A 13,531-nucleotide genomic window follows, 5' to 3' on the forward strand; every position below is an offset into this window, starting at 1 on the left:
CAATAACGCCAAGAAAAGTAAAGAAATTTTTACATTACATCACAGAAGGAGCGGATATTCCAAGAAGATAAAGCCCATTTTTTGCAACAATCCTTGAGCAATTTATAAGGAAGAGCCTTGCTTTTGTAAGCTCTGTGTTGTCTGATATAATCCTATAATGATGGTAATAATTATGGAATATGCTAGCAAGGGCTATAAGATAATTTGCAATCCTGTGTGGCTCAAGGAAAATAGCTGATGCCTTTACCTCATCAGGAAATAAACAAAGGTGTGTCATTAGCCTATGCTCCTCCTTTAGGGTTAAAAGGCTATAATCTGGATTTTCTTTTCTGATATTTTTTTTCTCTGCCTCCCTTAAAATAGAGCAAGTCCTTGCATGGAGGTATTGGATGTAATAAACAGGGTTTTCAGCCGATTCCTTCTTTGCAAGATCTAAGTCAAATTCTAGGTGTGTATCAGATTTTTTTGTTAAAAGAAAAAACCTGGTTGCATCCCTTCCAACCTCATCTATAACACTTTTTAAGGTTATAAATTCACCAGCCCTTGTTGACATAGATATAATCTCCTTTCCCCTCTTTAGGGTTACCAATTGATAGAGGATGATTTTAAGCATATCCGGGTTATATTCCATAAGGGAAAGCCCGGATTTTATTCTTTCAACATAGCCGTGATGGTCTGTTCCCCATAAGTCTATCAAAAGATTATAGCCCCTTTCAAATTTCTCCTTGTGATAGGCAAGGTCAGAGGCAAAATATGTTGGTCTTTCATTTCCCCTTACAAGAACCCTATCCTTACAATCAGAGATGCTTGATGTTTTAAGCCACAGGGCACCATCCTTTACATAAGAATTCTCCTTTAACAATGAAAGGAGATTGTCCACCTTTTTGCTATCGTATAAATTGCTTTCATACTCAAATCTATTAAATTCTACACCAAAATCTGAAAGCTCATTTTGAATTCCAGAAAGGATATTTGAATATGCAAATTCCTTGAAATATTCTAATGGCTTATCTTTTGCATCCTCTTTGATTTCCTTTGCAATCTCCATAAGATAATCACCTTTATAGCCGTTCTCTGGGATAGGTAAATCAAGGTATCTTGCCCTTAATGATTCTCCAAGCAGCTCAATCTGTGTTCCCACATTGTTGACATAATATTCCCTGCTTACAGAAAATCCAGAGAATTCAAGGATTCTTGCAATTGCATCTCCATATGCTGCACCCCTTCCATGACCTATATGCAATGGACCTGTTGGGTTTGCACTAACAAATTCAATTAAAACCCTTTTTCCTTCACCAATTGACAATCTTCCAAAATCCTCATTGATTTTATCAATTTCTTTATATAAAGCAGAATCCTTTATCCATATATTCAAAAACCCTCCAATTACCTCTTTTTTGGAAATATTGAGGCTTTCTATTTTTTCCAAGAGGAGATTTGCAGCTTTTTCTGGTTTAATTTTAAGAGAGCCCGCAAGGATAAAGGAAAAGTTTGTTGTAAGGTCTCCATATTCCTCTTTTGATGAAGGGGCAAGCCTAATCTCTGGAATTTTCTCTTTTATGTTAAATGTTTCTACAGCCTTTTTTATATCCTTCTCTATTTCTTCCTTTATGGTCATTTATTTAAATATTTGTTGGAAGTTCTTTGCTTCCATGAATAATCAGCAAGATATAAATGATATTTTTTCCTATTCTATACACTATTCTATAATTCTGATAAATAAGCTCTCTTATGTTGGGTTTATTATATTCAGGAACAATTCTTCCCATTTTTGGAAATTCCATTAGATTTTCAATGGATTCCAATACCTTCCTTCCAAAATTGCTGGCATAGTAAGAAGAATCTTTTGCAATATATTGAATAATATCTTCAAAGCTTTTTATTCCATCTTCTGTCCAAATGAGCCTTTCTACTTTATCCATTTAGAGATTCTTTTTTTTGCTTCTTTATGGGAGACAATCCTTCCTTCTTCAATTTGTTTTAAGCTATTATCAAGTTTCTGTTTAAAATATATCTTTGCCATAATTTCATCATAATCAATCTCTTCTGGCAATGTCTCTATCATTCTAATAATCTCTTGCTTTATACCTGGCATTTAATCACCTCCTACATTCCAATTAAAATATGGTCATTCCTTTTTTGGCTCTTCTGGCTTGAAATGCCTGACAGGAAATACACCCTTGCTCTTGCATAAAGGGCAGAATTTTTCTTCAATATGAACCCTGTAATCCTCTGGAAAATTATTTATTGTTGAAAGGACAGGATTGGGTGCGGTTTGACCAAGTCCGCAAAGGGAGGATTCTTTTATTAGCTTGGCAAGCCTCTTAAGCTCTAAAATGTCCTCTTGTTTTCCCTTCCCTTTGGTTAGCCGTGTTAAAATATCAAGCATCTTTCTTGTTCCAATCCGACAGGGAACACACTTTCCACAACTTTCATTCTGGACAAATTCCATAAAGAATCTTGCAAGCTCAACCATACAATTTGTCTCGTCCATAACAATCATTCCGCCTGAGCCCATCATCGCACCTTTTAAAATCAGGCTTTCATAATCAACACCGATGTCAAGGTCTTTTGAAGATAAGCATCCTCCCGAAGGTCCTCCAAGCTGAACAGCCTTAAATTCCCTTTCCCCTAAAATCCCTCCACCAATTTCAAAGATAATTTCTTTTAGGGTTGTACCCATTGCAACCTCAACCAGGCCTGTATTTTTAACCTTTCCAGCCAAAGCAAATATCTTTGTTCCCTTTGATGTTTTTGTTCCAATTTTTGCATAATCATCCCCTCCATTTTGGATGATATAAGGGATATTTACGAATGTCTCTACATTATTTATTAGGGTAGGCTTTCCAAAAAGCCCAGATTTTATAGGATATGGAGGACGGGGTCTTGGCATTCCCCTTTTTCCCTCAATAGATGCAATGAGGGCTGTTTCCTCTCCGCAGACAAATGCACCAGCACCCTCTCTTACCTTTATTTTAAAAGAAAATCCAGAACCTAGAATATTTTCACCCAAAAAACCCAATTTTTCTGCATCTTGTATAGCAATTGTGATGTGCTTAAGGGCTAGGGGATATTCTGTTCTAACATAGACAAAGCCCTCTGTAGAACCCGTAGCATAACCTCCTATTATCATCCCTTCCAGGATAAGATGGGGATTTCCCTCCATAAGGGCTCTATCCATAAATGCACCAGGGTCTCCCTCATCAGCATTGCATATAATGTATTTTACAGAAGCATTCTCTTTCTTAAGAAACTCCCATTTCATCCCTGTTGGAAATCCTCCACCACCCCTTCCCCTTAAGCCAGATTTCTTTACCTCTTTTATGATTTCATCTTGAGGAATAAAGAGGGCAAGGGATAAGGCAGAATAGCCATTGTATTGAATGTAATGGGAAATATTTGTTGGGTCTATCTTATCATTTAAAGAGAGAAGCCTCCTTGTTTGCTTCTTATAAAATGGGACATCAGAGACTTTTTTAATCTTTTCCTTTGTATTTGGGTCTTCGTATAAAAGCCTGTCAATTATCTTTCCTTTTATGATGGTTTCATCAATAATTAAAGAGACATCGTCAGATGTAACCTTTGAATAGAAAATGCCTTGAGGAAAGATAGTAACCAAAGGCCCTTTTTCACAAAAGCCTGGACATCCTGTTTTTAATATTTCTATATCAAGGTTTCTTTTTTTTACATCATTTTCAAAGAGTTCTGAAAGTGTCTTTGCACCCAATGCAAGGCATCCTGCGCCATTACAAATGGAAATTGTTGTTTTTTTAGGATTGTGGGATTTAACAATCCTTTCCCTATATTCAGAAAGCTCATTAACTGACCTTATCTTCATATTTTACATACTCCCCTGTCTTTTCTATTGCCTTATAATGGTCAATAATTAGCTCTGTTTTATGAAGGCTCATCTTGCCATAATATTCATCGTTTATCATAACAACAGGGGCTAAAGCACAAGCACCAACACAGGCTACTGTTTCCAAACCCCATACAAAATCTTCTGATACCTCTTCCTCTTTTATGGATAAAAGCCTCTTTATCCTTGTTAAATTTTCCTCTCCTCCCTTAACATGGCAGGCTGTTCCTTTACAGACCCTTATAGTATATTTTCCGCGTGGCTTAAGGGAGAAATGGTGATAAAATGTGATAACGCCATATATTTTTGAAAGGGGCATTTTCATATATTTAGAAACCATAACAATGGTTTCAGGAGAAAGATAGTTAAATACATCCTGTATCTTTTGAAGAACAGAAATTAACCCATCCTCTTTGAATTTCTCTATTATCTCAATAAGCCTTGTTCTATCCTTGTCTTCCATTGTTTATATTCTAAAAGCCTGTATCTACTCACCTTTTGTAAGATGGTATCAGTTTTCTCCTTAAAAATCCGTAAATTTTACTTCTTTCCTGCAATTGCCTTTACAATATCTCCGCAAGAGATTATCCCAGAGGAAAAAAGCCTTGTTTTCTCTTCCTTTTCTTCATCTATAACCAATAGGCGATGAATATTATTCTCTACCATCATCCTTGCTGCCTTTTCTACATCCTCTTCCTTTCCAATTGTAATAACAGGCTTTGTCATAATTTCAGAAATCCTTACATCTTCAAGGTTTTTTCCAAATGCCCTTGCAATATCCATCTCTGAAAGGATTCCAGAAAATTCATTTCTTTCATTTACCGCAATAATCCCTGAGATATCATACTCAGCCAATACACAGGCTGCCTCCTTTACAGATAACTCATCTGCTACGGTTATCACACCCTTTGTCATAATGTCTTTAACCTTCATTTCTTTAACCTCCTGAATTTTTTAAAGAATAATCAAATTCCCCTTTTTTGTCAAGTTTTTACAAAAATATTGACCTTTTAACGCTTTTAATGTAAAATTTTTTCTAAAATGGAAACTCATAAAGAAACCTATAAAACATCTATCATAGAGGGAGAGATAGGTGGATTAAAGATAGGAGGGGAAAATACCCTACCTTTCTATGAATTTGAAGGGAATATTCCAAATCCACCGAGGATTGCTTTAGAGATATGGGATGAGCCTCCTTTAAATTGGCCAGGCTCTGTTATGAAGCCATACGAGGATGTCTTGAATAATCCTGTTTCTTGGGCAAAGAAGGCAATTTCTTATGGTGCGGATATAATTTGCCTTAAGCTTATGTCTACAGACCCACTTGGAAGCAATAGGTCTCCTTCTGATGCTTCCAAAACAGCAAAGGATGTATCTTCTAATATCCCTGCTCCCTTGATTGTCCTAGGATGCGGAAATATAGAAAAAGATAGCATTGTCCTAAAGGAGATAGCATCAGCTTGCGAAGGAAAGAATATTTTGCTTGGAGCAGCAACAGAGGATAACTATAAACCCATTGGTGCAGCAGCATTAGGCTATAAACACAATGTCTCTGCACAAACACCTATTGATGTTAACCTTGCAAAGCAGCTAAATATCCTATTGGGAAACCTCGGTCTTTCCGACAATAAAATATTTATAGACCCAACAGGCTCTGCATTGGGCTATGGCTTGGAATATACATATTCTATAATTGAAAGGATAAGGCAAGCCGCCCTTCAGGCAGGGGATGAAAAGCTTAAGATGCCCATATTTGTAGAGACAGGAAAGGATTGCTGGAAGATAAAGGAATTAAGGGAGGATAATCCACAATGGGGTGATATAGAAAAAAGGGGTATTCTTTGGGAGGCAATAACAGGCATTTCATTTCTCCTTGCTGGAGCTGATATTTTGGTTATGAGACATCCTTCCTCTATGAAGCTCCTTAAAGAGCTCATAAATGAATTAAGGGGTAAAAGGGAGGAAAAGATAGAGGAAAAGAGACAGATAAAAAAGGAAGAAGCCATTTATGTTGCAAAGGAAGAGGAGAAAATTGAAGGTGTTAAAAGGCACCCTGGTGATAGCTATAAACCATCCTGGATAGATGAAGACATCTCTAGCTTTTTTGAGAAAAAGGAGGCTTTGGTTTATAGTAGTAGGGATGTGTCTTTACAAAAGGCAAAAAACGATGGTGCAAAAACAGTTTTTGATAGAGCACAGGAGATAAAACCCTGTCCCTTTGGAGAAAAGGGTGCATGTTGTAAGCATTGTGCGATGGGTCCTTGCCGATTAAGCTTTAAGGATGAATCTGAGGAGGAACAGGAGAGGGGAGATAAAACAGGGCTTTGTGGAGCAACCATAGGAACAATCTCGGCGAGGAATTTTGCTCGGATGATTGCAGCAGGTGCCTCTGCACACTCTGACCATGGAAGGGAGGTAGCTGAAATCTTAATTGCGGTAGCAGAGAAAAAGGCACCAGGCTATAGCATAAAGGATGTAGAGAAACTTTATAAGGTAGCAAAAGACTTTGATATTGAAACCGAGGGAAAGGATAAATATGAGATTGCCAAGGAGCTGGGAGAAAAGGCATTAGCTGAATTTGGAAAACAGCAGGGTGAGCTTACCTTTATAAAAAGGATGCCCCTTACCCGACAGAATGTCTGGAAAAAATTGGGTATGACACCGCGTGGCATAGACAGGGAAGTTGTTGAGATAATGCACAGGACACACATCGGCGTAGACCAGGATTATAGAAATATCCTCTTTCAGGGCTCTAGGTGTGCCTTAGCTGATGGATATGGTGGCTCTATGATTGCAACAGAATTGCAAGATATTCTTTTTGGCAGTCCAAAACCCATACTCTCTCGGGTTAATCTTGGGGTTTTAAGGGAGGATTGTGTTAATATTATTATCCATGGTCATGAGCCATTGCTTTCTGAGATGGTTGTGGAGGCTGCAAAAAATCCAAGGCTTCTTGAATTGGCAAAAAAAGAGGGTGCAAAAGGCATAAATTTAGCAGGCATTTGCTGCACAGCAAATGAGGTCTTGATGCGTCATGGTATCTCCCTTGCAGGCAATTTCTTACAGCAAGAGCTTGCCATAGCAACAGGTGCTGTTGAGGCAATGGTTGTGGATGTTCAATGCATCTTTCAATCCTTGCCAAAGGTTAGCCAATGCTACCACACAAAGGTCATTTCAACATCATCAAAAGGCAAAATCCCAGGGGCTTTGCACATTGAATTTGACCCACATAATGCCCTTGTGTCAGCCGAAAAAATTGTGGAAACCGCGATTTTAAATTTTAAAAATAGGAAAAAAGAAAAGGTAAATATTCCAGAGGAATCTATGGATTTGGTTGCCGGGTTTACCCATGAATATGTAAATTATATGCTTGGTGGAAGATTTAGGGCATCCTACTGGCCTTTAAATGATAATATCATCAATGGGAAAATCCGTGGCGTGGTTGGTGCTGTTGGTTGCAATAACCCAAGGGTAGCCCTAGATAGCATTCATATCCCTCTGGTAAAGGAGCTTATTAAAAATAATGTTTTAGTGCTTCAAACAGGTTGTGCAGCTATAGCCTGTGCAAAGGCAGGCTTGTTGACCCCTGAGGCGGCAAAATTTGCTGGTTCTGGATTAGCTGAGGTCTGTGAAGCCACCGGCATGCCTCCTGTCCTCCATTGTGGTTCCTGCGTTGACAATTCAAGGCTTTTGGTTGCAGGTGCAGAAATGGTTAAGGTGGGTGGGCTTGGTGATGATGTTCATCATTTACCTATTGCTGGCTGTGCCCCAGAATGGATGTCAGAAAAGGCAATTGCCATTGGTCACTACTTTATGGCAACGGGTCTCTTGGTTGCCTTTGGCGTAAATTTTCCAACCCTAGGAAGCAAAGCTACCACCAGGCATTTATTTGAGGAATACGAAGGTTTAACCGGCGGAATGTGGGCTTATGAACCAGACCCATACAAAATGGCAGAATTATTGATTGCTCATATTGACAAAAAAAGAGAAGCATTAGGCATAAACAAACCAAAAGAAAGAATCCTCTACGACATGGAAGCAAGAAGGGAGCTTAAGTTTTAGTTTTCTAGTTTTTTTTAAAATTTGTACGTGTTTAGCTAATATTTAAAGAAAGCAATGAAATAAGTAAGAAGTAAAGGAGAATTAGAGAGCTTACTGACAGAAAAATTTCAGATAATAGGGGTTGTTGACACTTGAAAACCAATTTTATTTGCGTATATTATCTTTCCCATCTTTCTATCGCCATTCCCCCAATTCCTAAAAGGCTAAATTTAGAAAGGGCGTCTACCAATTCATTCCAATCTGGCATTTGTGCTGTCTTTGGAGACTTTGGAAGGCCATAAACACTTGGGTCATCCAAAAGGATATAAAGAACACCCAGACCGCCACATTGGGTTTCTCCGTAGAGATTTGCTTTGCCACCAAAAAAGTTAACCCTATCTTTGGCTATTTTTAACAAATTCTCCCTTTCTCCAAATTGGATTGCACCTGAAGGGCAGGCTTTTGCACAGGCTGGGGTTAAGCCATTTTGAACCCTATCTATGCAATACTTGCAAGAACTTGCCTTTTTATCTTCAGCCATCCTTGGAACCTTAAATGGGCAATTTTGAACACAAAGCTCACAGCCAATGCACTTTTCCCTATCACGGACAGTATAGCCATCTGGATGCTTGCTTAATGCTTTTACCGGGCAGACATTTACACAAGATGCAATGGTGCATTGCATACATTGATGCTTTCTGAATAGCCATTGAAGATTATTTCCTTCGGCTTTTTCCTTAAAGAAAACCAGGGTAAATGTTTTCCCGGATAGCTCTTTTGGGTTTTGATAGCCCTCGCCTCCAAAGAATTGGGTTTTCTCAGCTTCCAAGCCATTCCATTGCTTGCAAGCAACCTGACATCCCCTACACCCCGTACATTTTGATGTGTCAATCAAAGTACCTAATTTTGCCATTTTATTTACCTCCTTTTATTACATCGCATAAAAATGCCTTATACTCGGGAATCATTGTATTGGCATCTCCGATGTTTGCTGTTAGTCTATTTGCTGAATCGCCTGTTGCAATGCCAGAATAGCCAAAGTGCCAGGGAAGGGCAATTTGTTCGTAGGATTTTCCATTTAATTGGAATGGCTTTATCCGCTCAGTTACTAAGGCATAGCAGGTAACCTTTCCCCTGGCAGAGAGAATGTTAATCTTTTCGCCATGCTTTATTCCCTTTACTTTAGCTAAGCTTGTGCTTATTTCTACAAACATATCAGGGACAAGCTCACATAGCCAGGGAAGGTTCCTTGTCATAGCCCCTGATTGCCAATGCTCGGTTAGCCTGAAGCTGGTTGCAATAATGGGGAATTTATCTGGGCTTCCCCATAAATCAAGGTCAGCATTCCATATTTTTGTAGACGGGTCATTCTGTTGCTTTGACAAAATATTTATAACCGGGCTTTCCTGTGGCTCATAATGCTCTGGAAATGGGCCATCTGCTAGACCTGGGCCAAATAATGCTGCAAAGCCTTCTTGTTTCATAATGAATGGGTATTTGTCAGCAGGAGGCCAGGGACCATCTGGAACATCGCCTGTCCATTTCTTATCAATATCATTCCATTTAACAACAACACGATTTTGGTCAAAGGGATTTCCAGCTGTATCGCAAGATGCCTTATTGTAGAGGATTCTTCTGTTAACTGGCCAGCACCAGCTCCATTTTGGATATAGACCAATATTGTTTGGGGCATCTTGTGGGTCTCTCCTTGCCATTCTATTTTCATCTGTGTATGAGCCACAATATATCCAATTGCCACAGCATGTTGTCCCATCATCCTTTAACTTTGCAAAGCCATCTATTTGTGCCTTTGTGTTCACATCGTATCCATTTATCTCCTTTGCTACAAGATTAGGATCTGGGGTCTCTCCATAATTCCAATTAAGATTAACAATGGCTTCCGAAAATGTTCCAGATTCCTTCTCATAGAGGGCTTTTAATTCCTTGTAAAGCCTATCTACAATCTGTAAATCTGGCTTTGAATTTCCCAATGGCTCAATCGCCTTATTCCTCCATTGTGCCCACCTTCCAGAGTTTGTAATAGAGCCCTCTTTTTCTAATGATGAAGATGCTGGCAACAGGAATACCTCTGTGTTTATATTTGCTGGATTTGCCCCTGGTCTTTTCCAAAAATCAGCGGTTTCTGTCTCCCATAAATCCATTACCACAAGCCAATCAAGGTTTTCCAATGCCTTGTAGCTCATATTAAGGTTTGGGCTACAGACACAGGGGTTTTGTCCAAATACAAGGCATCCCTTTATTTCCTTTGCATACATTGCCTCAAAGAGGGAGATATATGAGTAATTTCCTGAGTTCTTTGGAAGATAAGAATAGCAAAAATCATTTTCTGGTTTTGCATTGTCTCCATAGAATGCCTTTAATTGAGAGACAATATACTTTGATGTATTCTGCCACCAATTGGCAGATTTAGGGTCAGCTGATTTTGGTGTGTACTTATCAATGTATGATTTTAGGTCAAGCTCTTTATCTGTTGGTGCTTTAAGGTAGCCAGGAAGGATATGAAAAAGGAGGGCATGGTCGGTTGAGCCTTGAACATTCCCCTCGCCCCTCATTGCATTTATTCCACCACCAGCAGAACCAATATTTCCCAAAAGGAGCTGGATAATTGAATATGCCCTGATCATTTGGACAGCATTTGTATGCTGGGTAGTTCCCATTGAATACATTATTGTTGCTACCTTATCTGGCTTTCCTGTGGCACAGAATGTCTCACAGACCTTAAGATATATATCCTTTGGTGTTCCTGTAATCTTTATTACTGTATCTACATCGTATCTTGAATAATGCTTCTTTAGTAATTGGAATACACAATTTGGGTCTTGTAAGGTTTTATCTTTCTTTGGAATACCAGCTTCATCTAATTGGTATTTCCATGTTGCCTTGTTATAGCTTCTCTTTTCTGGATTATATCCTGAGAATAGCCCAATATCCTCGGATAGCTTAAAATCTGGGTTAATAAGAAATGAGGCATCGCTATATTCTATAACATATTCTTTTTGATAGAGGTTATTTTGGAGGCAATAGTTTATAATCCCTCCAATAAAGGCAACATCACATCCAGAGCGCATTTGTGCATAAATATCTGCCTTGCTTGCTGACCTTGTGAACCTTGGGTCAACAACAATAAGCTTTGCCCCATTTTCCTTTGCGTTTGTTATCCATCTAAATGACATAGGATGGCATTCAGAGGCATTTGAGCCAATTATCATAATACAATCAGAATTTTTGATGTCAATCCAATGGTTGGTCATTGCCCCCCTTCCAAAGGATTCAGCCAATGCGGCTACAGTGGATGAATGGCACAGCCGTGCCTGATGCTCTAAATATACAAGACCAATTGCCCTCATAAGCTTTATCCACAAATAGCATTCCTCATTGTTGTGCATAGCACCACCTAATGAGGCAATTGCCCTTGTCCGATTTACATCAGCCTCAAATGTAGCATCCCTAGTTGCCTTTATCCTCTTTGCAATCTCTGATATAGCAAAATCCCAATCCTTTTCCTCCCATTTGTTGCTCTTTGAAGCCCGATAAAGAACCTTTGTTGCCCTTCTTTCATTATTAACTATTTGATAAATGGCAGAGCCTTTGCTGCATAAAGCACCCTGGTTTATGGGATGGTCTGGGTCTCCCTCTGAATTTATGAGCTTTCCCTCCTTTGTTGTAGCAATAACGCCACAACCAACCGCACAATATGGGCAGATAGATGTTGTCTCCTTCCCATACTTTACCTTAAGCTCTTCAGCATAAGCCTTTGGCTTGCCTAGGTCAAAGAGCCCTAATTGGCTTAAGAATAAGCCACCACCCGCTGTCGTTGTTACCTTTAAGAAGTTTCTTCTTGTAAGCTTCATCTTTTATACCTCCATAGTTTTCATATCTTCCCAAGTTTAAAATACCTTATCCTTTCTTGTCAAATTTTTTTTAACAAATTCTTGGAAACAGCTCGCCAGTTAAAATGGAAAGAAGCCTTAATCCACAGGATAAATTCCCTCATCCTCTTTCCACCAGAGCCAACAGATAGCTCTATGATATCGCTTATCTGTCTTCTATTATTTCATTCTTCTTGTGTGGAATTAAAGCCATAATCAGGCTTTTTATCTCAGCGTAGTCTTTTTTGAGGTTTTCTATCCTTTCTTTGACATCCCTTATATGGGTAAAATCAGAATTTTCTATTTCCTCAAGTGTTTCAAAGATTTCCCTTTGCTTTTCCTCTATTGTTTCATAATCCTTTATTTCAAAATCAGAATAGCCATAGTTTGTGAACCTTATTTCATCAAGACACATATCAATTGCCTTAATAAGGGAAAGGGTATTATTTGCCTCTTTAAGATTGCCTTTATGCTCCTTCTTTCTTAAAATTTCCTCAATTTTCTCCCTTAAGAGAAAGAGCCTCTTTACCAAAACATCCCTTACCTTCTTATCCTTTTCTTTCCAATTCATTTGCAATTTTTGTATTTATAATTTACAATTTTATAAAAGCCCACATAGCTCAGACGGTTAGAGCGCATCCTTGGTAAGGATGAGGTCACCAGTTCGATTCTGGTTGTGGGCTTTATAGATATTTCAAGGCTTTTCGCCATTATATTTATCTTATAATTTCAAGAATTGTATAGTTTTTGTATAGTTTATCTTCATTAAAAACATTATCTAGTATGTTCACAGTCTTAACCTTATGAGAAGGTGTAAGATGGGCATATCTTAAAGTCATGGTCAAGGTTTTATGTCCTAAAAGCTCCTTGACAGTGGTAATATCAACACCAGCCATAACAAGATGAGAAGCAAATGTATGCCTTAAATCGTGAAAGTAGAAGTCTTTTATTTTTGCCCTTCTACAAGCTCCTGCAAAGCTCCTTTTGACATCCTGATAAGGCTTACCTGTTTTGGAATCATAGAATACATAGGGAGTATCTAATCGCTTTAAGGTTTTCTTTAAGGTATATCTGAGGGTATCATTGATAGGAATTTCCCTTCTTTCTCCATTCTTTGTTTTGTCTAATAGAATGAAGCCATTTGCCAGGTCAATATTCTCCCACTTAAGGGATAATATCTCACTTTTTCTCATTCCAGTATTTAGGGAAGTAATAACAATAGGTTCTAAATGCTCATCACAAGCATCAATCAATGCCTGGCATTCCTCTTTTGATAGATACCTTAAACGCTTTCCCTCATCCTTTAATAGCTTTACCTTTCTAATACGCCTTAATATTTCTGATTCTACCATATCCCACTCTACAGCTTTGGTAAACATATGCTTTAATATACTTAAAATTTTATTATTGCTTGTTGGTTTAAGCCCTTTGCTAATGTTGTCAGTCTGTAATTGTTCTACAAAGTTTGTATTAAATCTCCTTAAAGGCAACAAACCAAATCTTTCTATCAATTGACTTATAAAATAACCTTTTAACCTTGCTGATTTTTTCCTTCCATCAATCTATAATAGATATTTTTCTCCAAGCTCCCTAAATGTATGATTAGCTATTTTCTTAATTTCCTATATTTCGCTACCTTTGTCCAGAATTACCTCTAAACAGGATATATTATATCAAAAACACATCACAAAAAGATAATCTCTTTTTTCCTTTATAGATTTTTTTGTTAAATACCATCAAA

The 13,531-nt window shown here is 38.1% G+C and carries 11 protein-coding genes and 1 tRNA gene; 2 read left to right on the plus strand and 10 right to left on the minus strand.

Annotation, left to right across the window (positions count from 1 at the left end):
• Positions 1-34: 34 nt before the first annotated feature.
• The 6 genes from argS to AB1630_01555 form a co-directional block, all read right to left on the minus strand.
• Positions 35-1,618 (minus strand): arginine--tRNA ligase, encoded by a 1,584-nt coding sequence (gene argS / locus AB1630_01530; GenBank protein MEW6102491.1) that lies wholly within the window; start codon positions 1,616-1,618, stop codon positions 35-37.
• 4 nt (positions 1,619-1,622) lie between these two features.
• The gene (locus AB1630_01535) at positions 1,623-1,922 is read right to left on the minus strand and encodes a type II toxin-antitoxin system RelE/ParE family toxin (protein MEW6102492.1); all 300 of its coding nucleotides are present in this window, start codon (positions 1,920-1,922) and stop codon (positions 1,623-1,625) included.
• Positions 1,910-2,095, minus strand: coding sequence for a hypothetical protein (locus AB1630_01540; protein MEW6102493.1), 186 nt, complete (start codon positions 2,093-2,095; stop codon positions 1,910-1,912). The genes AB1630_01535 and AB1630_01540 overlap by 13 nt, the downstream gene beginning before the upstream one ends.
• 33 nt (positions 2,096-2,128) lie before the next feature.
• Positions 2,129-3,838, minus strand: coding sequence for a NuoF family protein (locus AB1630_01545; GenBank protein MEW6102494.1), 1,710 nt, complete (start codon positions 3,836-3,838; stop codon positions 2,129-2,131).
• Complete coding sequence (locus AB1630_01550; protein MEW6102495.1) at positions 3,819-4,322, minus strand: NAD(P)H-dependent oxidoreductase subunit E; 504 nt, start codon at positions 4,320-4,322, stop codon at positions 3,819-3,821. The genes AB1630_01545 and AB1630_01550 overlap by 20 nt, the downstream gene beginning before the upstream one ends.
• A gap of 77 nt (positions 4,323-4,399) precedes the next feature.
• Positions 4,400-4,792 carry a CBS domain-containing protein gene (locus tag AB1630_01555; protein ID MEW6102496.1) on the minus strand — a complete coding sequence of 131 codons (393 nt, stop codon included), beginning with the start codon at positions 4,790-4,792 and terminating at the stop codon, positions 4,400-4,402.
• A 108-nt stretch (positions 4,793-4,900) separates the two neighbouring features.
• Here AB1630_01555 and cooS point away from each other — a divergent pair, with 108 nt between their 5' ends.
• Complete coding sequence (cooS, locus tag AB1630_01560; protein ID MEW6102497.1) at positions 4,901-7,921, plus strand: anaerobic carbon-monoxide dehydrogenase catalytic subunit; 3,021 nt, start codon at positions 4,901-4,903, stop codon at positions 7,919-7,921.
• Between the two features lie 157 nt (positions 7,922-8,078).
• On the opposite strand, the gene AB1630_01565 is transcribed toward cooS, so the two are convergent.
• The 3 genes from AB1630_01565 to AB1630_01575 all read right to left on the minus strand — a co-directional run bounded on the left by AB1630_01565 (position 8,079) and on the right by AB1630_01575 (position 12,361).
• Entirely contained in the window at positions 8,079-8,813 is a 735-nt protein-coding gene (locus AB1630_01565; GenBank protein MEW6102498.1) for a 4Fe-4S dicluster domain-containing protein, read from the minus strand.
• Between the two features lies 1 nt (position 8,814).
• Positions 8,815-11,772, minus strand: coding sequence for a formate dehydrogenase-N subunit alpha (fdnG, locus tag AB1630_01570; GenBank protein ID MEW6102499.1), 2,958 nt, complete (start codon positions 11,770-11,772; stop codon positions 8,815-8,817).
• A 184-nt stretch (positions 11,773-11,956) separates the two neighbouring features.
• Complete coding sequence (locus AB1630_01575) at positions 11,957-12,361, minus strand: hypothetical protein (GenBank protein ID MEW6102500.1); 405 nt, start codon at positions 12,359-12,361, stop codon at positions 11,957-11,959.
• 38 nt (positions 12,362-12,399) lie between these two features.
• On the opposite strand from AB1630_01575, the gene AB1630_01580 reads away from it, so the two are divergent.
• A tRNA-Thr gene (locus AB1630_01580) sits at positions 12,400-12,473 on the plus strand.
• Positions 12,474-12,506: 33 nt separating this feature from the next.
• Here AB1630_01580 and AB1630_01585 read toward each other — a convergent pair.
• Positions 12,507-13,169 carry a site-specific integrase gene (locus tag AB1630_01585; protein ID MEW6102501.1) on the minus strand — a complete coding sequence of 221 codons (663 nt, stop codon included), beginning with the start codon at positions 13,167-13,169 and terminating at the stop codon, positions 12,507-12,509.
• Between the last annotated feature and the right edge of the window lie 362 nt (positions 13,170-13,531).

This window comes from bacterium, assembly GCA_040753555.1.
Lineage (GTDB): Bacteria > UBA9089 > UBA9088 > UBA9088 > UBA9088 > JBFLYE01.